This is a genomic window from Variovorax sp. AB1(2024), assembly GCF_037482385.2.
In the GTDB taxonomy this organism is placed as follows: Bacteria; Pseudomonadota; Gammaproteobacteria; order Burkholderiales; family Burkholderiaceae_C; genus Variovorax.
In genome coordinates, this window is sequence record NZ_JBBHKP020000001.1 from 3051098 (window position 1) to 3073264 (window position 22167).

A 22167-nucleotide genomic window follows, 5' to 3' on the forward strand; every position below is an offset into this window, starting at 1 on the left:
CCATTTTAGGAGGCGTGCCGCGCTGCCCGATGTTGGGGTGATTCAGGGGGCGTTCGGGTTGAGCAAGGATAATCCGCGCCCATGGAAATCATCAGCTTTCTCGTCGACTTCATCCTGCATGTCGACAAGCACCTCGAGCAGTTCGTCATCGCCTACGGTCCGTGGGTCTATGCGCTGCTCTTCCTGATCGTGTTCGTGGAGACCGGCGCGGTGGTGATGCCGTTCCTGCCCGGCGACTCGCTGCTGTTCATCGTCGGCGCGCTGTGCGGCGCGGGACTCATGAGCTATCCGCTGGCGTGCGGCATCCTGATTGTGGCGGCCATCCTGGGCGACCAGTGCAACTATTCGATCGGCCGCTACTTCGGACCGAAGGTGTTCCAGTGGGAGAGTTCGCGATTCTTCAACCGCAAGGCCTTCGACCAGGCGCATGGCTTCTACGAACGCTATGGCGGCATCACCATCGTGCTCGCGCGCTTCATGCCCTTCATTCGCACCTTCGCGCCCTTCGTTGCCGGCGTAGCGGAGATGAACCGCGGCAAGTTCACGGCATACAACGTCGCCGGCGCGCTGATCTGGGTGCTGGGCATCGCGACCGCCGGCTACTTCTTCGGCAACCTGCCGTTCGTGCGGCAGCATCTCGACAAGATCATCTGGGCGCTGATCTTCATTCCGGGCCTGCTCGCCATCTTCGGCGCATGGCGCGCTTCCAAGGCCGAGAAGGCGCGCGCAGCGCAGTTGCCCGCGGCCTGATCCGCGATCAATTCACCCGAGCAGAAACAGAAAAGCGCGCCACGAGGGCGCGCTTTTTTTCATCACTGGGCCTGAACCTGATCAGTAGTTCGGGCCGTTGCCAGGGTAGTAGCCGCTGCCGCTCGGGTAGCGCTGCTGGTTGTAGTAGTTGCGTTCGTCGGCATTGCGGCCCACCTGGTTGCCGATGATGCCGCCGATGGCTGCACCGCCGACGGTGGCTGCCGTGTTGCCGCCGATGGCATTGCCCACCAGCGCACCGCCTACCGCACCCACACCAGTTCCGAGGTTCTGGTTGGGGCCGCTTGCGCAACCCGCGATAGCCATGACGGAAGTGGCTGCAGCCGCTGCGATCCAGAGTCGTGTCTTCATGATGTGCACCTTTCAAGGAGTGATGAGCCATCATGTCCAGGTTGCGCTTTGGCACGGTGTAGGAGTCTGCCGCGCCTCCCTGTGCGCTGTCACGGGCCGCCCCGCGTGGGACAGCAGGGCATGCTTTGGCTTTACAAAAGCCCCGCCTGCGGCTCAGAGCTGGCGGCTGCGCGCAAGCGGCGGGTTCTGTGCAAAGTAGCGCTGGATGCCGCGCATCAGCGCATCGGCCAGGCTTTCCTGGTAGTCGACGCGGCGCAGGTTCGCTTCTTCTTCCGGGTTGCTGATGAAGGCGGTTTCGACCAGCACGCTGGGAATGTCTGGCGCCTTCAGCACCGCGAAGCCGGCCTGCTCGACCTGCCCCTTGTGCAGCCGCGCGCCGATGTTCTTGATCTCGCCGAGCATGGCGCCGCCGAGCTTGAGGCTGTCGTTGATCTGCGCGGTCGTGCTCATGTCGAGCAGGGCGCGCTGCACCTGCGCCTCATGGCCGCCCACGTTGACGCCGCCGACCTTGTCTGCTTCGTTTTCCTTGTTGGCCATCCAGCGCGCGGCGCTGCTCGACGCACCGCTCTGGCTCAGCGCGAACACGCTGGCACCGCGCGCGGCGGGCGTGGTGAAGGCGTCGGCATGGATGCTCACGAACAGGTCGGCCTGCACGCGCCGGGCCTTCTGCACGCGCACGCCCAGCGGCACGAAGAAGTCGGCGTCGCGCGTGAGAAACGCGCGCATCGGGCTGCCGTTCACGCTGCCCGCGTTGATGCGTTCGCGCAGGCGGTGCGCAACCTGCAGCACGATGTCTTTTTCGCGCGTGCCGCTGGGGCCGATGGCGCCGGGGTCTTCGCCGCCGTGGCCGGGATCGAGCGCCACGATGATGATGCGGTCGGTGCGGCTCGCCGTGGCGGTGCCGCCGCGGGGCGCGGCCACCGGCGGTGGCGATGCGGGTGGCGCCAACGGCCTGACGGGCGCGGTGCCCACCACAGGTGGCGGCGGCGCGGAGATCACCGGCGCCTGCGGGCGATCGTTGCCCGCCACCACGGCTGGCGGCGGCGTCTGCGGGCCGGGGCGCATGGCCTGCTGCGCCATCAGGTCGCCGAGCGGGTCGCCCGCCGGCGCGGTCGGGTTCGAGGGCACGATGCCGGCCACGGGCGGGTTGCTGCCCTGTGGTGCGCGGGGCGCGTCGCGCAGGCGCTCCGCGATCAGCGCTTCCATCGGGTCGACGGCCTGCTCGGGGTACAGGTCGAGCACAAGGCGGTGCTTGTACGCGGCCACTGGAGCGAGCGAGAACACCTGCGGCACCACGGCCTGCTTCAGGTCGAACACGATGCGCACCACCTTCGGCGCGTTCTGCCCGACACGCAGGCCGTTGATGTACGGGTCGCCCGGCTTGATCTTGCCGACCAGCTCGCGCAGTTCGGGGTTGAGGTCGATGCCCTCGATGTCGACCGCGAGCCGCGGCGGGCTGCCCACCACGAGCTGTTGCGAATTGAGGCGCGCGTCGGACTCGATGGTCACGCGGGTGTAGTCGGCGGCGGGCCATACGCGCACCGCGAGGATGGTCGCGCCGCGCGCGATCTGGTGCACGCCGAGCATCAGCGCGATGCTGCCGCCCTGCAGAAGCACGCGCCGTTTCAGGCCGACCGCCTTCATGCGGCGATGCGCGCCAGCAGATCGCTGCCGCGAGGGGTGTTCGCGAGGAGGGTCACGCTGCGTGTGTCGTCAGTCATTGCTTCTATTTTAATAGCGAGGTCGGCAACTGGTGTGCGGCCCGCGGCGTTGTCGGGCCATTCGGCCAGCTTGAGGCCCGGCCCCGCGAAGATGTCGCGGAAACCGGCGTCGTCCCATTCGCGCGGGTCGGCGAAGCGATAGAAGTCGAAATGGAAGATCTGCAGGCCGTCGGGCGCATCGTGCGGCTCGACCACCGCGTAGGTGGGGCTCTTGATGCGCCCCGCGATGCCGAGCGCGCGCAGCAGGTGCCGAACGAAAGTCGTCTTGCCGGCACCGAGGTCGCCGTGCAGCGCGATGAAGGCGTCGCGCAACGCGGGCGATGCGGCGAGCGCCTGCGCGAAAGCGGCGGTGTCGTCTTCGCTGCGCCAGCGCAGGGTGCGGGTGCTCGTTTGCGTTTCTACAATCGGCAAGTGATCGTCAGCCATCCACTCGTTGTTCGTATTCAGGCTTTGGCCCGGGAACTCGGATTCTCCCAAATCGGAATCGCGGGCGTCGATTTATCGAGCGCCGAGGACGGTCTGATGCAGTGGCTGGCCCATGGGTTCCATGGCGAGATGCAATACATGGCAACACACGGCACCCGCCGCGCCCGGCCGGCCGAACTGGTGCCGGGCACGGTGAGCGTGATCACCGCGCGCATGAACTACCTGCCGCGCGACACCGCCCCCGAGTGGCAGGCCGTCGAGTTCGACCGCCTCACGCGGCCCGGCGAAGCCATCGTGTCGGTCTATGCGCGGGGCAGGGACTATCACAAGGTGCTGCGCAACCGGCTCGCGAAGCTGGCGGAACGCATCGCCGAAGAGGTCGGGCCCTTCGGCCACCGCGCCTTCACCGACTCGGCCCCGGTGCTCGAGGCGGAGTTGGCCTCGCGCAGCGGGCAGGGCTGGCGCGGCAAGCACACGCTGGTGCTCGACCGCGACGCGGGCTCGATGTTCTTCCTGGGCGAGATCTACGTCGATATGGCGCTGCCGCCGAGCGAACCCGTGACCGCGCATTGCGGCAGTTGCAGCGCATGCATCGACGTGTGCCCGACGCAGGCCATCGTGGCGCCCCGGAGGCTCGACGCGCGGCGCTGCATTTCCTACCTCACCATCGAGCACGGCGGCGCCATTCCGCTGGAGTTGCGCCCGTTGATGGGCAACCGCATCTACGGCTGCGACGACTGCCAGCTGATCTGCCCCTGGAACAAGTTCGCGAAGAAGAGCGAGCTGCCCGATTTCGACGCGCGCGAAGGGCTCACCGGGCGCTCGCTGGCGGAGCTTTTCGCATGGACCGAGGCCGACTTCCTGCGCCGCACCGAAGGCAGCCCGATCCGCCGCATCGGCCATGAGCGCTGGTTGCGCAACATTGCGGTGGCGCTGGGCAATGCGGTGCGCGCGGGCGAAGACGGCGCAAAGGAAGCGCTCGCCACGCGCGCGGAGCACCCCAGCGAGCTCGTGCGCGAGCACGTGGCGTGGGGCCTCGGGCAGGAAGTGCCCGCCTAGCTTTTCTTCGCGGGCAGGATCTCTTCCACGCGCTGCCACGGCCGGCACATCAACGTGCCGCGCGGCGACACCACGATGGGCCGCTGCAGCAGGATGGGGTGCGCCACGATGGCGTCGAATAGCTGGTCGTCGCTCAGTTTCTCGTCGGCCAATCCGAGCTCTTCGTAGGGCGCTTCCTTGGTACGCAGCAGGTCGCGCGCGCCCAGGCCCATGGCCTTGGCCAGCTCGCGCAGCTTCTTCTTGCCCGGCGGGGTTTCCAGGTAGAGAACGATCTCGGGCTCCACGCCGCTTTCGCGGATCAGCTGCAGCACGTTGCGCGACGTGCTGCAGTTGGGCTTGTGGTAGATCGTCATCGGATAGTCGGTGGTGGGGGGGCGAGCGGTCATGGCGTCGATTATGAAAAGAGCAGGGCGCTACGCTCCCGTGGTTTCCCAGCCGGGCGTGAACGGAAATCTCTCGGCCCAGAAACCGGCCAGGCGCGGATCGGCGTCCACGCGCTTCACCACCGGCGCCATGCGCGGCGCCTCGCGGTAGAAGCGCGCGCGCCGCGGCGTCCAGCGCGACATCACGGTCACGTACAGGTCGAGCATGCCGAGCCTGTCGCCGAGCAGGTAGGGCGCGGGCTCGTCGATCTGCGTGTCCATCAGGTGCCAGCAATGCGCGATGCGCTCGGCCGATCGATCGAGCATCGCGGGCTGGCCGGCGGGGTCGGGCACGAGCCGCGAGGGATCGTCGCGCACCCAGAACAGCGAATAGATGGCGGCCGGCAGGTAGACCATCCAGCGCAGGTAGCGCGCGCGCAGCGGGCTGTCGGGCGCGGGGCAGAGGCCGGCTTCCGGGTAGCGGTCGCCGAGCCAGATCAGGATGGCCGCGCTCTCGGTCATCACCTCGCCAGAAGGCAGCACCAGCGCGGGCACTTGGCGCATCGGGTTGACGCCCGAGACGCGTTCGCGCTCAGCTTCTCCCTCCCATGCGGCCACGTCCACGGTGTCGACCTGCGCGCCGATGAGCGTCAGCGCCGCATGGATGGGCGTGGCACCGGAGCCGGGCGCGCCGTAGAGTGTGTAGCGGTCGTTCGAGGCGGATGATGAAGAGCTCATCCGCCCAGATTACTTCAGCCTCGCGGCCGTTGTCACGCAGCCAGCAGCGCGTCGACCTGCTTGAGCGCTTCGAGCGTCCTGACGCAGGCCTCGGCCACTTCAGTCCCTTTGACGGCGAAGTGGCGATGGAAATACTTGCGGTGCTCCACGTGCTCATGGAAGTGGTGCGGCGTGAGCACGGCCGAGAAGATCGGCACGTCGGTCTCCAGCTGCAGCGACATCAGCGTGCTGACCACCGTGTTCGCGACGAACTCGTGGCGGTAGATGCCGCCGTCCACCACCAGCGCACAGCCGACGATGGCCGCGTACTTGCCCGAGTTGGCCAGCCGCTTGGCATGCAGCGGGATCTCGAAGGCGCCCGGCACGTCGAAGATGTCGATGAGCTCGCGCGCCACGCCGAGCCGTGCCATTTCTTCGAGGAAGGCGTCGCGCGCCTGGTGGACGATGTCGGAATGCCACTGCGCCTCGACGAATGCGATGCGCGTGCCGCGCGGCGAACCCGACGCGGTGATGGCGGAGAGGGGAAGGTCGTTGATCTGACTCATGGTGTGCCTCTTGAAAGCAGGTTTCCTGAATCAGGGCGCACGAAACCACGGGGCCACCCGCGCGCCTGCATGGCAGGGCACGCGGGTCGACCCGCATTTCGCGCTCTCTTTCATCCGGACTGTGACCGTCGGCTTCGGAATCGCACCGAAATCTGCTGACCCTGGAACCCGTTGAGGGCGCCAGGCGCTCGCGGGCTTGTGCGGCATCCCTTTCGAGAAAAAGCCGCCATTACCGCCGGTGGGGAATTGCACCCCGCCCTGAGAACGCTTGCCGTCCGGCTGGCCGGACGACGGCGCGATTCTAGGAGCGCGCCGCGGCCGGGCTTGTCACCCGCGCGCCAGACCTTCGGCTGCGCGGGGATTTTCGTCAGAAGCGATACGTGGCCGATGCAGTCACTGTACGGCGCTGGCCGTAGAAGCAGTCGCCGCGCGCCAGGCACGTGGTGAGCTGCACCTTGTCGGTCAGGTTGGCCACGTTGAGCGACAGGCGCAGCGGGCCGTTGTCCCAGGCGAACATCGCGTCCAGCAGCGTGACCGCCGGCACCGGGTTGGCGTCCATGCCGTCCCACGACTTGCCGACGTAGCGCACGCCCCCGCCCGCCGAGAAGCCGGGCACGCCGCCGATCGAGAAGCGGTGCGTCACCCATGCCGAAGCCGCATGCGTGGGCACGCCCGAAATGCGCTTGCCCAGGTCGGCGGCGTTGCTGCGCGAAACGCGCGCGTCGGTGTAGGCGTAGGTGGCGATCCAGTCCCAGTCGCGCGCGATGCTGCGCTTGTATTCGAGCTCCAGCCCCTTCACGTGCACTTCGCCGAGCTGCACGCTGTTGAGCGGGTTGGTCGGGTCGGTGGTCTTGCGGTTGGTGTCGCGCAGGTCGTACACCGCCGCCATGAACGAGCTGCGCTGGCCTTCGGGCTCCCACTTCACGCCGGCTTCCCATTGCTTGCCGCGCTGGGGCTTGAAGGGCGTGTTGTTGACGTCTGCGCCGGCCAGCGGAAAGAACGATTCGGCGTAGCTCAGGTAAGGCGCCCAGCCGCCGTCGGCCAGATACACGAGGCCGGCGCGCTTGGTGGTGGCTTTGTCGTCACCGGCCGCCGCAGGCCGGCCCTGGGTGTCGGTGGTGGCCTTGTCGTGGCGCAGCCCCAGCACGCCGATCCAGCGGCCGTACTTGACCTGGTCCTGCACGTAGATGCCGGCCTGCTTCTGCACCACCTCGGGCGAGCGCGTGTAGCTGGTGGGCGGCGTGTAGTTGCCGTACACCGGTGCATAGACGTCGAGCGCGCCGGCGCGCCCGCGGCCCGACAGCTTGGAGGTGGTGTTGCGCTGGAAGTCGGCGCCCAGCAGCACCGTGTGCTCGACATCGCCGGTCTTGAAGCGGGCCTCTGCCTGGTTGTCCAACAGCAGCATCTTGCCGCCGTTGATGTCGCTGCTCAGGTCGCGCTCGAGCGTGCGCTGGTCGGCGTTGAAAACCGGGCGGGCCGGGCGGCCGGTGAGCCGGTTGGCGGTGAAGCTGGTGTACGACGTGTTGTAGACCACCTTGCTCTCGGTCGAGCGCAGGTTCTGGCGGAAAGTCCAGGTGTCGTTCAGGCGATGACTGAACAGGTAGCCCAGCGACGTGGTGCGGGTGTCGTAGCGGTCGAACCCCGGCTCGCCCAGGAAAGTCGAGGTGGGAATCTGCCCGTAGAGTGACGGCAGCAGCGTGCCCTGCCAAGGGAAGAAGCCGATCAGCGAGCCGCTCTTGTCCTTCTGGTAGAGCGCCTGCAGGGTGAGCGAGGTGTCCGCGTTCGGGCGCCAGGTGAGCGAGGGCGCGACCAGGATGCGGTCGTCCGGCACATGGTCGACCTGCGTGCCGCTGTCGCGGTTCACCGCCACCAGCCGGTAGAGCCACTTGCCTTCGGGGTCGACGGGGCCGGTGAAGTCCGCCGCGACCTGCTTGCGGGCGTTGCTGCCCAACTGCAATTGCACTTCGCGCTGGGTCTCGGCCTGCGGCCGCTTCGACACCATGTTCAACACGCCGCCGACGGCGCCTTGGCCGTAGAGCACCGACGACGGGCCGCGCAGCAGCTCCACGCGTTCCAGCATGTACGGGTCGAGCTTGCTGGAGTTGTAGGTGCCATAGGTGCGCAGCAGCCCGTCGAGGTACTGCGTCGCGTCGCCGCCGCGCACCTTGAACGAATCGACGCGGCTGTCGAAGTAGCTCGACACCACGCCGGCCGTGTAGTTGGTGATTTCGCGCAGCGTGAGCGCGCCCTGGGCCTCCATCTGGTCGCGCGTGACCACCGAGATGGCCTGCGGCGTCTCGATCAGCGGGGTGTCGGTCTTGGTGGCGCTGCCGCCGCGCCTGGCGACGAAGCCGGTGACCGGGCCGGTCGCGGTCTCGCCGGCATCGCCCGTCACGGTGACCGTGGGCAGCGCCTTGCGGGTTTCGGCGGCGTCGTCCTTCTCCTCGGCGTAGGCCGGCACGGCGGCGCCCAGCGCCAGGGCGGTTGCCGCGAGCGTGACGCGGCGGGTAGGTGAATGGCGCCAAGCGGGGCGCCGATGCTTCTTCGATGTCATGTGCAGCTTCTCCTGTGTCCTGCGTTTGGGGGGGAGTGGCTGCGGCGCGCGCCGAATGCGGGCGCGCCATGGCTTCTCGTCTCTGATCCGGTCGATGCGGTTCGGACGAGCGCAAACCGGCGGCTGGCTTAGGGCTGGCGGCCGGTGGGTTTTATGGGTTCTTGTTGCGTCGTCGCGGGCAGCTGTCGAAGCTGCGGTCTTCGTTCCTTCGAAGACGGCTGGCGCCCGTTGCGGGCAGCTGGCTGAGGCTGGCGATTATAGGAAGAAAGGCGTCATCGTCCCGCGAGAAACAGCGCCATTCGCTGCAGTTCGTCGTCGAGCGCCGCGCGGAATGCCGCGTCGCGCGGCTTCTTGCCGGCATAGCCGAACATCGGCTTCATCCGTCCCTCGGCCGAGCTGCCGAAGTTGCCCCAGCCGATCACCCGGTCGTGCCACAGCATCGGCAGCGCGTAGTAGCCGAACTGGCGCTGGGGCGCGGGTGTGTAGGCCTCGAACTTGTAGGTCCAGCCCCAGAGCAGCTCGAAACGGCGGCGGTCCCACACGACAGGGTCGAAGGGCGCGAGCAGGCGCACCGCATCGTCGGGCGCGTGGCGGCGCGAGGCCGGGTTCTCGTCGGCGGGCCAGTACCAGGTCGTGCCGTCGATGCGGCAGCTCGCGAGTTCTTCTCGTGCGATGCGCAGCGCTGCCTGCGTCTGTGCCGAGAGATGCGGCGCGCCGTAGCCGAGCAGGCGCACGAGGTAGGTGAGGCTCGCGGCCGGCAGCGGCGCGTATTTGCGCACCACCAGTTCGATCAGCGCGGCGGCGCGTTGTGCGCGGCCGGCGGGGCTGTCGTCGGCGGGCTGGTGCGTCACGGCTTCGTAGACGCGTGTGCCGCTGTCGCGCCGCACCACGCGCAGCATGCCGCGGTAGTGCATGTCGTCGAGCAGGTGCGTGGTGGCGTTGCTCGAACCGCCCCAGTAGTTCGTGATGCGGCCATGCGCGAAGTGCTGTTCGACTTGTCGTGGATGCACAGGTCCGTGTTCCTGCACATAGGCCAGCACGTCTGCAGCCTTGCGCCGTGTGTCGGCGTCCCACACGCGCTTGGCTTCGCGCGGATGCATGAGCGCAAGGTGTTCGCGCGGAAGGAAGCCGTAGTTGACGAGGCAGTCTTCTTCGATGGCGAGCCGCGAGTAGCGGCTTTCCAGATCGCCAGCGCGGTAGTCTTTTACGCGGTGGCGCAGGGTGAGGTCTTGTGCACGCGCCGGGGCTCGGATCGGGTCGGCCTGCACGAAGCCGAGTTGGCGGATCGCTGCTGGCAGCGTGGTCGGCTTGAAGAGGGTGCGCGCGACGGCGTAGCGGCGCAGGTCGTCCAGGGTCGGGGCGGGCATTCGCGGATTGCAGCACAGGTCGCGGCTTTGCGCTTTGCTGCGCTGTTGTTCAGGGCGCGATCACGTCGATGGGGTACCTTGCTCCGCGAATGTCCTCCGGCCTTCGGCCTCCTCCTTTATTTCGCTGCGCAAGGCACCCCATCGACGTGATCGTGATGCGCCGTCGTGGAAGCTGCATTTGTTGGCGCTCTGCGGGACTTCGTGTCGCATGAAACGGCTGCTTTGCCCAGTTCTTCTCTAGAGTGAATGCCCCTGTCACTCAGCACCCCACCAAGGGGAGAAGGAAGGCGCGACAACCCCACCACTGCCCAGATGTTTGAAGGCTGCTTGCCTCGCGGCAGGTCGTCGGTGCGAAAGCAGCGATGCGGATGCGAGGTATCAAAAGGCGACGGCCGGGGTGTTAGCAGCACCCCGGCCGTCTAACCAAGTTCGTGCACACACCTTGGAAGGAACGCACAAAAATGGCTAGCAAGACTATAGCCCGGCCTCGCACGCCGGTAGCTTCCGCAGAAACCGCCCAAGACCCGGCGGATCTTCTCGAAAGCACCCTCTCTCAACTCGAAGCACTCCTGTGGGTCTGCCACGGGGAAGACATCGACTGGTGCGCCGGAGATGGGCCTCGACGATTGGACAACCTGCTTTGGCTTGCGGCGGATCTCGCTCGCAAGGCGGGGGAGCTGTTTCAGCTGAACGAGAAGGCGAGGGGCGCCGACTGACCCCCAAACCCCACAGCCGCTGTCACAGTGCACAGGGCGCCGGGTGCTCCCCGCAGCGAAATAAAGGAGGAGGCCGCAGGCCGGGGGACATTCGCGGCGGGGAGTACCCGGTGGACTGTGCACGCGCCCCGAACAAAGATCGGCTTTAGACAGCCTGCTTGTGCCGCTCGATGCAGACGTCCAGAGTCTCGTGACCAGCCCGCTGCCACCAGTCGAGATTCGAAAAAATCTCCACTTCGCTGAAGCCAGAGAACCCAGCGTCCTCCACCCACCCCCGGATCTTCTTCAGCTCGACCACCCCGTCACCCATCATCCCGCGATCGCTCAGCAGATCGCGCGTGGGCGTGAGCCAGTCGCAGACGTGATACGCCAGCAGCCGCTCGCGGCCCGCGCGGGCGATCTGCTGCTGCAGCTTCGGGTCCCACCACACGTGATAGATGTCGAGCGCCACACCCAGCATGCCGCTCCTGCCCGCGTCGAGCTCGTCGCACAGGTCGAGCGCATGCTCCAGCGTGTTGATGCATGCGCGGTCGGCCGCCTGCATCGGGTGCAGGGGCTCGATGGCCAGCGGCATGCCGACCTCGCGGGCGTACTCGAGGGACGCGGCAATGCCCTCGCGCACCTCGCCGCGCGCGCGGCCGATGTCCTTGTAGGCCGCCTTGCCGTCGAGCGCACCAGGCAGCGCGCCGACGACCAGCACCAAGCAGGGCGCGTCGAGCGTCTTCGCTTCGTCGATGGCGCGGCGGTTGTCTTCCAGCGCGGCCTTCAGGCCCGCTGCATCCGGCGCGGGGAAGAAGCCGCCGCGGCAGTAGCCCGAGAGGCCGATGCCGTGCGCCTTCAACTGCTTCGCCACCTTGTCGAGACCGACAGCCGCCACCTGGTCGCGCCACGGGCTGATCGCGCGGATGCCGCGCTCGGCGCACTGGTCGATGATGCGGTCCAGCGGCACCTCGGCGCCCAGTTGCTTGCGAACCGTGGCGGTGTTGATCGACAGCCAGTCGTGGTCTTGCGAGAAATCGCGCATGGGCTGCTTCAACCTTCCACGCCGTGCAGGGCCAGCAGCGTCTTCATGCGCTGCACTGCCAGCTCCGGCTGCTCCAGCAGGTTGGCCGCATCGGCCAGCCGGAACAGTTCGGCGAAGTGCTGCAGCGAGCGCGTGCTCTGCTGGCCGCCGACCATCGTGAAGTGCTTCTGGTGGCCGTTGAGCCAGGCCATGAACACCACGCCGGTCTTGTAGAAGCGCGTGGGCGCCGCAAAGATGTGGCGCGACAGCGGCACCGTGGGGCCGAGGATGTCGTGGAACTTCTTCTCGTCGCCCTGCGCCAATGCCCCGAGGGCCGCGCTGGCCGCGGGGGCGATGGCGTCGAAGATGCCCAGCAGTGCGTCGCTCTTGCAGTGCGTGGGCTCGTCGCCGAAGCCGTCGCCCGCGATCAGTTCGGCGTAGTTGAAGTCGTCGCCCGTGTACATGCGCACACCGGCCGGCAGGCGGCGGCGCATCGCGATTTCCTTGTCCTTGTCGAGCAGGGAGATCTTGATGCCGTCGACCTTGTCCGGGTGCGCGGCGATGATGCCCAGCGCCGTGTCCATGGCCGCGTCCACGTCCTTGGTGCCCCAGTAGCCGGCCAATGCGGGGTCGAACATGTCGCCCAGCCAGTGCAGCACCACGGGCTGCTTCGCCTGGCTCAGGATGCGGTCGTACACGCGCTCGTAGTCGGCAGGGCTCTTCGCCACGCGGGCGAGCGCGCGGCTGGCCATTACGATCAGCTTGCCGCCCAGGGCCTCGATGGCGGCCATCTGCTCTTCATAGCCGCGGATCACGTCGTCGACGCTCTTCACGCTGTCGATGTCCAGGTGGTCGGTGCCGCAGCCCGAAGCCACCAGAGCGCCCGGAACGTCCTTGGCCGCGTCGAGCGAGCGGCGGATCAGCTCCAGCGAGGTGGGCCAGTCCAGGCCCATGCCGCGCTGCGCGGTGTCCATGGCCTCGGCCACGCCCAGGCCCAGCGAAAACAGGTGGCGGCGGTAGGCGATGGTGGTGTCCCAGTCGACCGCGCACTGCAGCCACGGATCGATGGCGGCCAGCGGGTCGGCCACCACGTGCGCGGCCGAGTACGCAATGCGGTTGAACTTCACGCCCGCGCCGGGCTTGACCGGCGCGGTGCCGCGCAACGCGTAGGGCGCGAGCGTGCCGCCTGCGGTGGGGAGGGTGAGAGAAAGCGCCATGCCTGCCTCAGACCTTCAGCGCCGGCACGTCGACCCAGCGGCGGTCCTGCCACGACTCGAGCGCGGCCTCGACCAGCTGCACGCCCTTGGCGCCTTCGGGCAGCGTCCACTTGTAGGGTGCGTTCTCGACCACGTGGCGAATGAAGTGCTCCCACTGGATCTTGAAGCCGTTGTCGTAGACCTGCGAGTCCGGAATCTCCTGCCACTGGTCGAAGAAGTTCATGGTCTGCTTCTCGTCGGGGTTCCACACCGGGCGCGGCGTGGCCACGCGCGATTGGGCGCGGCAGCTCGACAGGCCGGCCACGGCCGAGCCGTCGGTGCCGTCGACATGGAAGGTCACGAGGTCGTCGCGGCGTACGCGAGTGACCCAGCTCATGTTGATCTGCGCGATGACCGGTTCGCCGTTGTGGCCGGTGAGTTCGCAGGTGGCGTAGGCGGCGTCGTCGGCGGTGGCCTCATACGGCTTGCCGGCTTCGTCCCAGCGCTTGGGGATGTGCGTGGCGCCAATGCACGACACCGACTTCACCTCGCCGAACAGGTTGTCCAGCACATAGCGCCAGTGGCACATCATGTCCAGGATCATCCCGCCGCCGTCTTCCTTGCGGTAGTTCCAGCTCGGGCGCTGGATGGGCTGCAGGTCGCCTTCGAACACCCAGTAGCCGAACTCCAGGCGCACGCTGAGCATGCGGCCGAAGAAGCCGGCGCGGCGCAGCATGTCGAGCTTGCGCAGGCCGGGCAGGAAGAGCTTGTCCTGCACCGCGCCGTGCTTGAGGCCCGAGCCTTCGGCCAGGCGTGCGATTTCGACGGCCTCGTTCAGGTTGGTGGCAATCGGCTTCTCGCAGTACACGTGCTTGCCTGCGCGGATGGCCTTGGCCAGCAGCGTGGGGCGCATCTGCGTGGTGCCGGCGTCGAAGAAGATGGTGTCGTCCTTGTTCTCCAGGGCCTTGTCGAGGTCGGTGCCCCAGCGCGGGATGTTGTGCGCCTTGGCCAGCGCTTCCATCTTCTCGGCGTTGCGCCCGATGAGGATCGGGTCGGGCATCACCTTGTCGCCGTTCGACAGCGTGACGCCGCCTTGCGCGCGGATCGCGCAGATCGAGCGGATCAGATGCTGGTTCATGCCCATGCGGCCGGTGACGCCGTGCATGATGATTCCGAGACGTTGGGTGGCCATCGTTTGCTTCCTTGAGATGCGAGAGAGACAGAGATTGAAGAGGGTGCTTCAGTAGACGGAACGCATGGCGTCCCACGAGATGCCGGCGCCGGGTTTGCCGGTGGCAAAGCCGGGCGCGTTGGCGAGCGAGGACAGATCGAGCTGCCCTTCGCGGATGGCGAGGCGCACTGCGCCGTCGCTGGGTTCGTAGAGGCCGGGATGCAGCTTCAGCAGCGCCTGCTGCTCGGCCTCGGGCGAGGCCGCGAGGCCGTTGACGTAGTGGTGGCCGTTGCGCTCGACGTGCGAGAGCCCGAGCCAGGCGACCAGCGCCAGGTCCTGCTGCACGCCGATGCCGGCCTGCATGGTGAGGTCTTCGCCGGACAGGAAGTGGCGTGCCGTGTCGCCGGCCGCGTTCCACTGCGCGCAGCGCGCGGCGTTGACGATCGACTTGTAGAAGCCCTTGCAGCTCTTGCTCGACACGCCGGTGTAGCCCAGCGTTCGGGCCTGCACGAAGGCGTCGAGCGTGCTGTCGGATTCGTCGATGAGAAGCGGAATGCGCTTGCCCAGTGCCGACACGTCGCGCTGCAATGCGGCGTCGCGGCGGATCGGCTGCTCGACGAACGCCGTCTTCCGCACCAGCGTGCGCAGCGAGGGCGTGGACAGCATGCGGTCGAGGAACGCGCCGAAGGCGTCCGCGTCGGCGTACTGCTCGTTGCCGTCGAGCGTCACCAACTGCGCGTGCCCGTCGATGACGTTGGCGATGCGTTCGAGCCGCGCGATGTCCTGCGCGGTGTCGCCGCAGAGCTTGAGCTTGAAATGGGTGAGGCCGTAGCGGCGCACGGCGGCTGCGAGCGTGGCGGGCAGGCCGTCATCGGGCGCATCGGGCGCATCGGGCAGGGCGTCGCTGTCGTCGATGGCATCGGCCAGGCCCACGGTGTGGCGCGCGGCAATGCGGGTTCGCGGCGATTGCCTGGCCAGGAAGCCCGGCATGTCGAAGCCCGCGAGGTCGTCGGCCAGGCCGCTGCCCGCGATGTCGATTCCGGCGAGGTTGCCGCTCATCGCGGTAGCAAAGCTCAGGCCGCTGTGCAGGCACAGGGCGTCAAGCAGTGCGCGGTCGATCAGCGCCGGGCCGTAGCTGGCCACCAGCGGCTGCAGGCCCTTGGCCTTGGCGCGGCCCTGCAGCGCGGCGTAGTTGGAGGCGAAGTGCGTCCACGCGGTCTGGGCGTCGGCCTCGGCGGTATAGGCCTCGCGCGCATCGCGCAGGGCGAAGCGCAGTTGCTCGAAGTTCTGTTCGTTGGTGAGCGCGGGGTTCTTGTCGAACCACTTGGGCACCATCATCTCGGCGGCGCAACCCTCGGCCGTGCGGCCGTCCGCGAAACGGATGCGGGCCTTCACGTAGACCTGAGGGCAGGCCGTGACCGTGGCCGCGCCGAAGCGGAACGGCAGCCGCAGCGCCACGTTGCGCTCGGCGAAGCGGATCTCCTCGACATGAAAACGGATCGCGTCCATGGCCGTCGCCTTCAGTGGTCCAGGATGCCCTGCGAGAAGAAATGCGCGCGCACCAGCTTCGTGTAGGCCCCGAACTCGGGCGAGGCCATCATGTCGAGCGTGCGGGCGCGTGGCAGGTCGATGTCGTACACCGCGGCAATGGAGCCGGGCCGCTCGCTCATCACGATCACGCGGTCCGACAGGAAGATGGCCTCGGGAATGCTGTGGGTGATGAGCATCACCGTCTTCTTCGACGCCATCCAGATGCGCTGCAGTTCCAGGTTCATCTTCTCGCGCGTCATGGCGTCCAGCGCGCCGAAGGGCTCGTCCATCAGCAGCACCGACGGGTCGTGCAGCAGGGCGCGGCAGATCGACGCGCGCTGCTGCATGCCGCCCGACAGCTGCCACGGGTACTTGCCCTCGAAGCCCTTCAGGCCGGCCATCTCCATCAGGTTGCGTGCACGGGCCTTCGCGGCGTCCATGGGCAGATGGCGCATCTCGGCCTGCAGCAGGATGTTGTCTTCCACGCTGCGCCAGGGCAGCAGCACCGCGCTCTGGAACACGATGCCCACATCTTTCTGCGGGCCCTTGATGGGCTTGCCGGCCAGCGTGAGGCTGCCGCCGCTGATCGGCAGCAGGCCCGCCACCATCTTCAGCAAGGTGCTCTTGCCGCAGCCCGAGGGGCCGACGACCGAGACGAACTCGCCTTCCCCGATGGCGAAGTCGAGCGGCTTGAGCGACTCGACCGGGCCGTCCTTGCTTTGGTAGATCTTCGAGACGCCGCGCGCTTCGATCAGGTTGACTTGGGACATGGAATGCGTGAGAGGTGGCGGCAGCGAAAGGCGCGCGGGTTCAGGGGCAGGGGCGGGTCAGGGCAGGAAGTCGAGGGTGACGTAGTCTTCCGGCTTGCCGCGCGTGGAAGCGTCCATGCCGCCGTACTGCACCAGCAGGTCGAGCGAGTCGCTGACGTTCTTCATGGTCACGCGGAACGGGCGCTGGTTGGCGGTTTCCTTCGTGTGATAGAGGGCGATGCTCTGCTTCATGCCCACGATGAGCGTGTCGCGCACGCCGGCCTTGGCGTTGGCCTTGAGCATGGCGTCGACTGCCGCCTCGGGGCTCTTCTCGGCGGCTTCCGCGGCCTTGGTGGAGGCGCGCATGAAGCGCTTCACCAGGTCGGGGTTCTCGGTCAGCAGGTTCTTGTTGGTGATGATCCCGGAGCTGATCTGGTTCACGCCGGAGTCGGCGAAGCGGATCGGCGTCACGGGCTTGCCGGTAGCGTCCTGCAGCTTGATGGCCTGGTCCATCACGTAGCCCAGCAGCAGGTCGGCCTGGCCGTTGGTCACGGCATTGAGCTTGGTCTGGCCGTCGCCAGAGACGATCTTCACCTGGTCGGGCTTGATGTCGTTGACCTTGAGGAAGAGCGGCCACATCTGCGACATCGAGTCGCCGGGCGTCACGGCCACGGTCTTGCCGATGATGTCCTTCGGCGTCTTGATGTTCTTCTCGGTGAAGCCCATGACCGACATCGGACTCACCTGGAACAGCACGCCGGTCGACTTCAGCGGCGCGCCCTTGGCGGCGGCCTTGATCATGGTGGTGACGTCGATGTAGCCGAAGGTGGCCGACTTGGCGGCCACCGCCTGCGCGGTGACGGCGGAGCCGCGGCCTTCCTGGATGTCGAGATCGATGCCCTCGTCGGCGTAGAAGCCCTTTTCCTTGCCGAGGAAGAAGGGCGCGTGCTCGCTGTACAGGTACCAGTTGAGCATCAGCGTGACCTTGTCCTTGGGCTTGTCGCCCTGGGCATGGGCCGGTGCGATGGAAAAGGTGGCGAGCGCTGCCGCGGCGAGCAGCGAGGGAAGCAGTTTCTTCATGGTGTTGTCTCCGGGAGTTGTCGGTTTTTGCGAAGTAACTCAGTGCGTGTGGCGCTGCGAGGCATGCCACGGAATCATCACGCGCTCGACCAGGTCGACCGCGACGAAAAGAATGACGCCGATGCTCGACAGGACCACCAGCGCGGCAAACATCAGGGGCAGGTCGAAGTTGCCGTTGGCCACCTGCAGCACGTAGCCGATGCCGGAGTTGGAGCCGACGAATTCACCGACCACCGCGCCCACCACGGCCAGCGTGACCGACACCTTCAGGCCGCTGAAGATCTGGGGCAGGGCCTGCGGCAGGCTGATCTTGAAGAAGGTCTGCAGGCGGCTCGCGCCCATCGAGCGAGAGAGATCGAGCATGTCGGGCTCCACCGACTTGAAGCCCATCACCGTGGACACCACCACCGGGAAGAAGCCCAGCAGGAAGGCGCTGATCACCTTGGGGAAGATGCCGAAGCCGAACCACACCACGAACAGCGGCGCGATGGCCACCTTGGGAATGCTCTGCGAGAACACCAGCAGCGGGTACACATACGACTCGACCACGCGCGAGTAGGCGATGACCATCGCGATCGGAATGCCGATCAGGATCGTCAGGCCGAAGCCGCCGAGCGTGGCGAGCGTGGTCTTCCAGCTTTCGGCGAGCAGGTGCGGCCATTCGGCCGCGAGCTGCTTCACCACCTCCCACGGCGGCGGAATCAGGTAGGCGGGAATCTTGAAGAGGCGGATCGCCAGGTCCCACAGCACCAGCAGCATCAGGATCAGCAGGAAAGGGCGCAGGGCAGGGGAGAGCAGGAGCTTGCGGAGCATGGAGGTGCCGGGACTTTCTGGCTTACTGTTGGACCGACAGGCCGGCGGCCTTCACGAGGTCGGCGTTGCTGGCGATCTCTTCCTTGATGTAGGCGTCGAACTGCGCGGGCTTGAGCGTCCACGGATCGGCGCCGAGCTTGGCGAAGCGCTCCTTCACCTCCGGCGTGGCCAGCGCCTTCGCTACTTCGGCGTGCAGCCGCTCGACGATGTCGCGCGGCGTCTTGGCGGGCGCCATCATTCCGATCCAGAAGTTGAACTCGGAGCCGGGCACGCCGGCCTCGGTGGTGGTGGGCACGTCGGGCAGCGCGGCGGCACGCTTGGGCGAACCGACGGCCAGCGCCAGCAGCTGGCCTTCCTTGATCTGGCCGATGACCGGCGCGATGGGCGAGAAGTAGTAGTCGACGCGGCCGGAGAGCACCTCGGTGACGGCTTCGCCCGACCCCTTGAACGGGATGTTGGTCGCGTCGATCTTCGCGGCCAGCTTGAATTTTTCGGCGTTCAGGTGCGTGGCGCTGCCCTGTCCGGCCGAGGCGAAGTTCATGCTGCCCGGCTTGGCGCGCGCGGCTGCCAGCAGCTGCGGCAGGGTCTTGATGTTCTTCGACGGCGAGATCACCAGCGCGTTGGGCAGCGACGAGATCGGCGTGACGCCGGCGAAGTCGTGCACCGTGTCGAAGGGCAGCTTGGCGAATGTCGATGGGCTAACCGTGTGCGACGACGAGTGGATCATCAGCGTGTAGCCGTCTGGCGCGGCCGTGGCCACCGCCTGCTGCCCGATGGTGCCGCTGGCGCCGCCGCGGTTGTCGATGACCAGCGGCTGGCCCATGCTCGCGCCCATCTTGTCGGTGATGGCGCGCGCAATGATGTCGGTGGTGCTGCCGGCAGCGAAGGGCACGATCACGCGGATCGGCTTGGACGGGTAGCCGTTTTGTGCCGAGGCGATGCCCGGCAGCAGGGCGGCGATGCAGGTCAGCGAGGCAACGGCAGTGATGCGTGCAGTGCTTGCAAAGAACTTCATGGATGTCTCCGCGCGGTCGGGCCGCTTCTTGTATCGATCAATTCACCATTGAGTGAATTATGGATTTTAGAAATGGCTGCGCCGCAGCGTCAACGGCCGCTGCCTAGTGAATACCCGGAGAGTCGGAGGGCGCGCCGCGGATGGGCGCGCCCGGTGCGTCAGTGCAGGACGTAGCCCAGCACGAGGTCTGTCATGTGCGAGAGGCGTTGCGCCATCGCCTTGGGGGCCCGCAGGTCACGGCCGAAGATGGCCGACAGCGTGTGGTTGTTCGACAGGTAGAAGTAGCACAGCGACGCGATCGAGATGTAGAGCTGCACCGGGTCCACGCCGGCGCGGAACAGGTTGTCGCGGCGGCCGCGTTCGAGCACGGTGTCGAGCAGTTGCACCAGCGGCGAGTTCATTTCCTGGATGCGCTCGGAACGCTTCAGGTGCGACGCGCAATGCAGGTTCTCGCTGTTGAGCAGCGTGATGAACTCCGGGTGCTCCAGGTAGTAGTGCCAGGTGAACGACACCAGCTGGCGGATGGCCTCCACGGGGTCGATCTCGTCGAGGTGCAGGCGCTGCTCGGCCTCGCGGATATCGGCGTACACGCGCTCCAGCACCGCAAGGAACAGGTCGTCCTTGCTGCCGAAGTAGTAGTAGATGAGGCGCTTGTTGAGCCCGGCGCGCTCGGCGATGCTGTCCATGCGCGCGCCGGCGAGCCCGCGCGCGGAGAACTCGTCGCGCGCCGACGCGAGGATGGCGAGCTGCGAGCGATCGGCGTCGCGCGAGCGTGGCTCGAGCGTTTCGGCCGCTTCATGGGCGTCGGGCGTGGAGTCCTTGGGGGCCTTCATGTCGCGAATTTAACCAATTGGGGAATTAACGCAAGGCGTCTGCAGGGGGCGCACATAATTGCCGGAGACATTCTTAGCGAGGTTCTTCTTCACATGAGTACATCACAACCCGCAGGCCACCTGATCGTGGAGTGCCTGGTCGAGCAAGGGATGAATATCGCGTTCGGCGTGCCGGGCGAAAGCTTCCTGGCGGTGCTGGACGGTTTTCATGCATACCGCGACCGCGCGCGCTTCATCGTCAACCGGCAGGAGGGCGGCGCGGCCTTCATGGCCGAGGCGCACGGCAAGCTCACGGGGCGCCCGGGCGTGTGCTTCGTGACCCGAGGCCCGGGCGCGACCAATGCGTCGATCGGCGTGCACAACGCCTTCCAGGACTCGACGCCGATGGTGCTGTTCGTGGGCGACGTCGGCAGCGACTTCCGCGACCGCGAGGCCTTCCAGGAGGTCGACTACGGCAGCTTCTTCGGACCGAGCACCAAGGGCTTCGCCAAGCGGGTGGAGCGCATCGACGACGCCGACCGCATTCCGGAGTACGTGGCGCGCGCCTTCGCCACCGCAATGAACGGGCGGCCGGGCCCGGTGGTGCTGGTGCTGCCGGAAGACATGCTGCGCAGCGAGACCAGCGCGCGGCCGCTGGCGCGTGTGGAGGCTGTCGAGCCGTGGAGCGACCCTGGCGCCCTGCGCACGCTGCGCGAGCTGCTGCTGAAGTCGCAGCGTCCGCTGGTCATCGCGGGGGGCGGCGGCTGGACGACGCAGGCCGCGCAGGCGCTGCAGCGCTTTGCCGAGAACTGGCGGCTGCCGGTGGCGAATGCCTTCCGCTTTCAGGACACCTTCGACAACCACCATCCGCTGTACGCGGGCGACGTCGGCATCGCGATCAACCCGAAGCTTGCGCAGCGCGTGAAAGATGCCGACCTGATCCTGGCCATCGGCCCTCGCCTGGGCGAGATGACGACCGGCGGCTACACGCTGCTCGAGGCGCCCAAGGCGAAGCAGACGCTGGTGCACATCCACGCGAGCGCGGAAGAACTCAACCGCGTCTACCAGGCCGACCTGGCCATCAACGCCGGCATGAGCGCCGCCGCGCGCAGCCTCGAGGTGCTGAGCGCGCCGCCGACGCTGCCCTGGGAAGAATGGGCCCTGCAGGCCCACGCGGACTACGAGGCCAACCTCGAGCCCCAGGCGCTGGCCGGCATGCCCGCCGAAACACCGCGCGGGCCGGTCGACATGGCGGCGGTCGTCGCGCTGCTGCAGAAGCACCTGCCGGCGGACGCCGCCATCACCAACGGCGCGGGCAACTTCGCGAGCTGGGTGCACCGCTACTTCCGCTATCACGGGCTCGCCAAGGGCGCCAAGACGCAGCTGGCGCCCACCAGCGGCGCGATGGGCTACGGGGTGCCGGCCGGCATTGCGGCCAACCTGGCGACGGGGCGGGTGGCCTTCACCATTGCAGGCGATGGCGATTTCCTGATGACGGGGCAGGAACTGGCGACGGCTTCGCAACACGGCGGCAAGAGCATCGTCGTGCTGCTGAACAACGGCATGTTCGGCACCATCCGCATGCACCAGGAGCGCGAGTACCCGGACCGCACGAGCGGCACGGCGTTGCGCAACCCCGACTTCTGCGGCCTCGCGCGCGCCTACGGCTATGCGGCCGAGCGCGTGACGCAGACGTCGCAGTTCGAGGCCGCGCTGCTGCGCGCGCTGGCGGCCGACACGGGCACGCTGATCGAGATTCCCCTGGACCCCGAGGTGATCACCACGCGCGGCACGCTGGCGTCGATCACGCGCGCGGCAAAGCAGCAGCAGCAGGCGCGGGGCTGAGCGCCGCGCGATGACGTGCCACCTCGGCGCGCAAGGCGGGCGACCGCAGCTCGAACACGTCGAACAAGCCCAGTGCGTCGAGCGTGGGAATCAGGGAAACCAGGTCTTGCTCGGCGGCTTGCCTGTCGGCGGCCGGCGTGCTTGCGTCTTCGAGGATGCGCACGTTGGCGAGGAAGGCGGCGACCGATCCCTTGCGCAGGGGCTGGCCGTCGATGACGGCGAAGTCCTGGCCGTCGGGCAATACGTCTTGGGCTCTCATCTTTGTTCCTTTGAAGGGGCAGTGAAGATGAGGCCGATGCTAGGCCGCAGCAGGTCTTCGGGCTTGCGGCGCGGGGCCAATCGATAC

21 protein-coding genes and 1 riboswitch are annotated in these 22167 nt (G+C 67.4%); of the genes, 3 read left to right on the plus strand and 18 right to left on the minus strand.

All coding sequences use genetic code 11. The features are described from left to right. Positions 1–81 precede the first annotated feature (81 nt). Positions 82–750: a DedA family protein gene (locus WIX39_RS14175; RefSeq protein WP_106934956.1), complete on the plus strand. Its 669-nt coding sequence runs from the start codon at positions 82–84 to the stop codon at positions 748–750. Between the two features lie 81 nt (positions 751–831). Here the strand turns inward: WIX39_RS14175 and WIX39_RS14180 are convergent, their stop codons facing one another. The 3 genes from WIX39_RS14180 to tsaE all read right to left on the minus strand — a co-directional run bounded on the left by WIX39_RS14180 (position 832) and on the right by tsaE (position 3266). After that, on the minus strand, positions 832–1119 hold the full coding sequence (locus WIX39_RS14180) for a glycine zipper domain-containing protein (protein WP_081266617.1): 288 nt from the start codon (positions 1117–1119) through the stop codon (positions 832–834). Positions 1120–1272: 153 nt separating this feature from the next. Then, positions 1273–2763, minus strand: a complete 1491-nt coding sequence (locus WIX39_RS14185; RefSeq protein ID WP_106934955.1) for an N-acetylmuramoyl-L-alanine amidase — start codon at positions 2761–2763, stop codon at positions 1273–1275. Then, positions 2760–3266, minus strand: coding sequence for a tRNA (adenosine(37)-N6)-threonylcarbamoyltransferase complex ATPase subunit type 1 TsaE (tsaE, locus tag WIX39_RS14190; protein ID WP_409195254.1), 507 nt, complete (start codon positions 3264–3266; stop codon positions 2760–2762). Before tsaE ends, WIX39_RS14185 begins: the two co-directional genes overlap by 4 nt. On the opposite strand from tsaE, the gene queG reads away from it, so the two are divergent. After that, positions 3252–4325 carry a tRNA epoxyqueuosine(34) reductase QueG gene (gene queG, locus WIX39_RS14195; RefSeq protein ID WP_081266620.1) on the plus strand — a complete coding sequence of 358 codons (1074 nt, stop codon included), beginning with the start codon at positions 3252–3254 and terminating at the stop codon, positions 4323–4325. The genes tsaE and queG overlap by 15 nt on opposite strands. On the opposite strand, the gene arsC is transcribed toward queG, so the two are convergent. The 14 genes from arsC to WIX39_RS14265 form a co-directional block, all read right to left on the minus strand. Beyond that, on the minus strand, positions 4322–4711 hold the full coding sequence (gene arsC / locus WIX39_RS14200) for an arsenate reductase (glutaredoxin) (RefSeq protein ID WP_205367017.1): 390 nt from the start codon (positions 4709–4711) through the stop codon (positions 4322–4324). The genes queG and arsC overlap by 4 nt on opposite strands. Positions 4712–4738: 27 nt before the next feature. Next, on the minus strand, positions 4739–5425 hold the full coding sequence (locus WIX39_RS14205) for a glutathione S-transferase family protein (RefSeq protein ID WP_409195255.1): 687 nt from the start codon (positions 5423–5425) through the stop codon (positions 4739–4741). A gap of 32 nt (positions 5426–5457) precedes the next feature. After that, the gene (locus tag WIX39_RS14210) at positions 5458–5970 is read right to left on the minus strand and encodes a 6,7-dimethyl-8-ribityllumazine synthase (protein ID WP_081266623.1); all 513 of its coding nucleotides are present in this window, start codon (positions 5968–5970) and stop codon (positions 5458–5460) included. Between the two features lie 98 nt (positions 5971–6068). Continuing rightward, positions 6069–6240, minus strand: a riboswitch (FMN riboswitch). Positions 6241–6337: 97 nt separating this feature from the next. Next, entirely contained in the window at positions 6338–8524 is a 2187-nt protein-coding gene (locus WIX39_RS14215; protein WP_409195256.1) for a TonB-dependent siderophore receptor, read from the minus strand. Positions 8525–8796: 272 nt separating this feature from the next. Continuing rightward, entirely contained in the window at positions 8797–9891 is a 1095-nt protein-coding gene (locus tag WIX39_RS14220) for a DNA glycosylase AlkZ-like family protein (protein ID WP_409195257.1), read from the minus strand. Positions 9892–10752: 861 nt separating this feature from the next. Beyond that, a complete protein-coding gene (locus WIX39_RS14225; protein ID WP_409195258.1) occupies positions 10753–11631 on the minus strand; it encodes a sugar phosphate isomerase/epimerase family protein in 879 nt (292 codons plus the stop codon). 8 nt (positions 11632–11639) lie between these two features. Then, a complete protein-coding gene (locus WIX39_RS14230; RefSeq protein WP_409195259.1) occupies positions 11640–12827 on the minus strand; it encodes a dihydrodipicolinate synthase family protein in 1188 nt (395 codons plus the stop codon). Between the two features lie 7 nt (positions 12828–12834). Continuing rightward, positions 12835–13998 carry a Gfo/Idh/MocA family protein gene (locus WIX39_RS14235; protein ID WP_081266627.1) on the minus strand — a complete coding sequence of 388 codons (1164 nt, stop codon included), beginning with the start codon at positions 13996–13998 and terminating at the stop codon, positions 12835–12837. Between the two features lie 48 nt (positions 13999–14046). After that, on the minus strand, positions 14047–15486 hold the full coding sequence (locus tag WIX39_RS14240; protein WP_106934949.1) for an enolase C-terminal domain-like protein: 1440 nt from the start codon (positions 15484–15486) through the stop codon (positions 14047–14049). Positions 15487–15497: 11 nt separating this feature from the next. Beyond that, positions 15498–16277 carry an ABC transporter ATP-binding protein gene (locus WIX39_RS14245; RefSeq protein ID WP_106934948.1) on the minus strand — a complete coding sequence of 260 codons (780 nt, stop codon included), beginning with the start codon at positions 16275–16277 and terminating at the stop codon, positions 15498–15500. 57 nt (positions 16278–16334) lie between these two features. Next, the gene (locus WIX39_RS14250; RefSeq protein WP_106934947.1) at positions 16335–17336 is read right to left on the minus strand and encodes an ABC transporter substrate-binding protein; all 1002 of its coding nucleotides are present in this window, start codon (positions 17334–17336) and stop codon (positions 16335–16337) included. Between the two features lie 39 nt (positions 17337–17375). Continuing rightward, positions 17376–18149, minus strand: coding sequence for an ABC transporter permease (locus WIX39_RS14255; RefSeq protein ID WP_409195260.1), 774 nt, complete (start codon positions 18147–18149; stop codon positions 17376–17378). Positions 18150–18171: 22 nt separating this feature from the next. After that, positions 18172–19164, minus strand: coding sequence for a tripartite tricarboxylate transporter substrate binding protein (locus tag WIX39_RS14260; protein ID WP_409195261.1), 993 nt, complete (start codon positions 19162–19164; stop codon positions 18172–18174). A 158-nt stretch (positions 19165–19322) separates the two neighbouring features. Further along, positions 19323–19997, minus strand: a complete 675-nt coding sequence (locus WIX39_RS14265; protein WP_409195262.1) for a TetR/AcrR family transcriptional regulator — start codon at positions 19995–19997, stop codon at positions 19323–19325. A 93-nt stretch (positions 19998–20090) separates the two neighbouring features. On the opposite strand from WIX39_RS14265, the gene WIX39_RS14270 reads away from it, so the two are divergent. Then, positions 20091–21821: a thiamine pyrophosphate-binding protein gene (locus WIX39_RS14270; RefSeq protein ID WP_409195263.1), complete on the plus strand. Its 1731-nt coding sequence runs from the start codon at positions 20091–20093 to the stop codon at positions 21819–21821. Here the strand turns inward: WIX39_RS14270 and WIX39_RS14275 are convergent. Then, positions 21781–22080, minus strand: a complete 300-nt coding sequence (locus tag WIX39_RS14275; RefSeq protein ID WP_106934943.1) for a hypothetical protein — start codon at positions 22078–22080, stop codon at positions 21781–21783. The genes WIX39_RS14270 and WIX39_RS14275 overlap by 41 nt on opposite strands. Between the last annotated feature and the right edge of the window lie 87 nt (positions 22081–22167).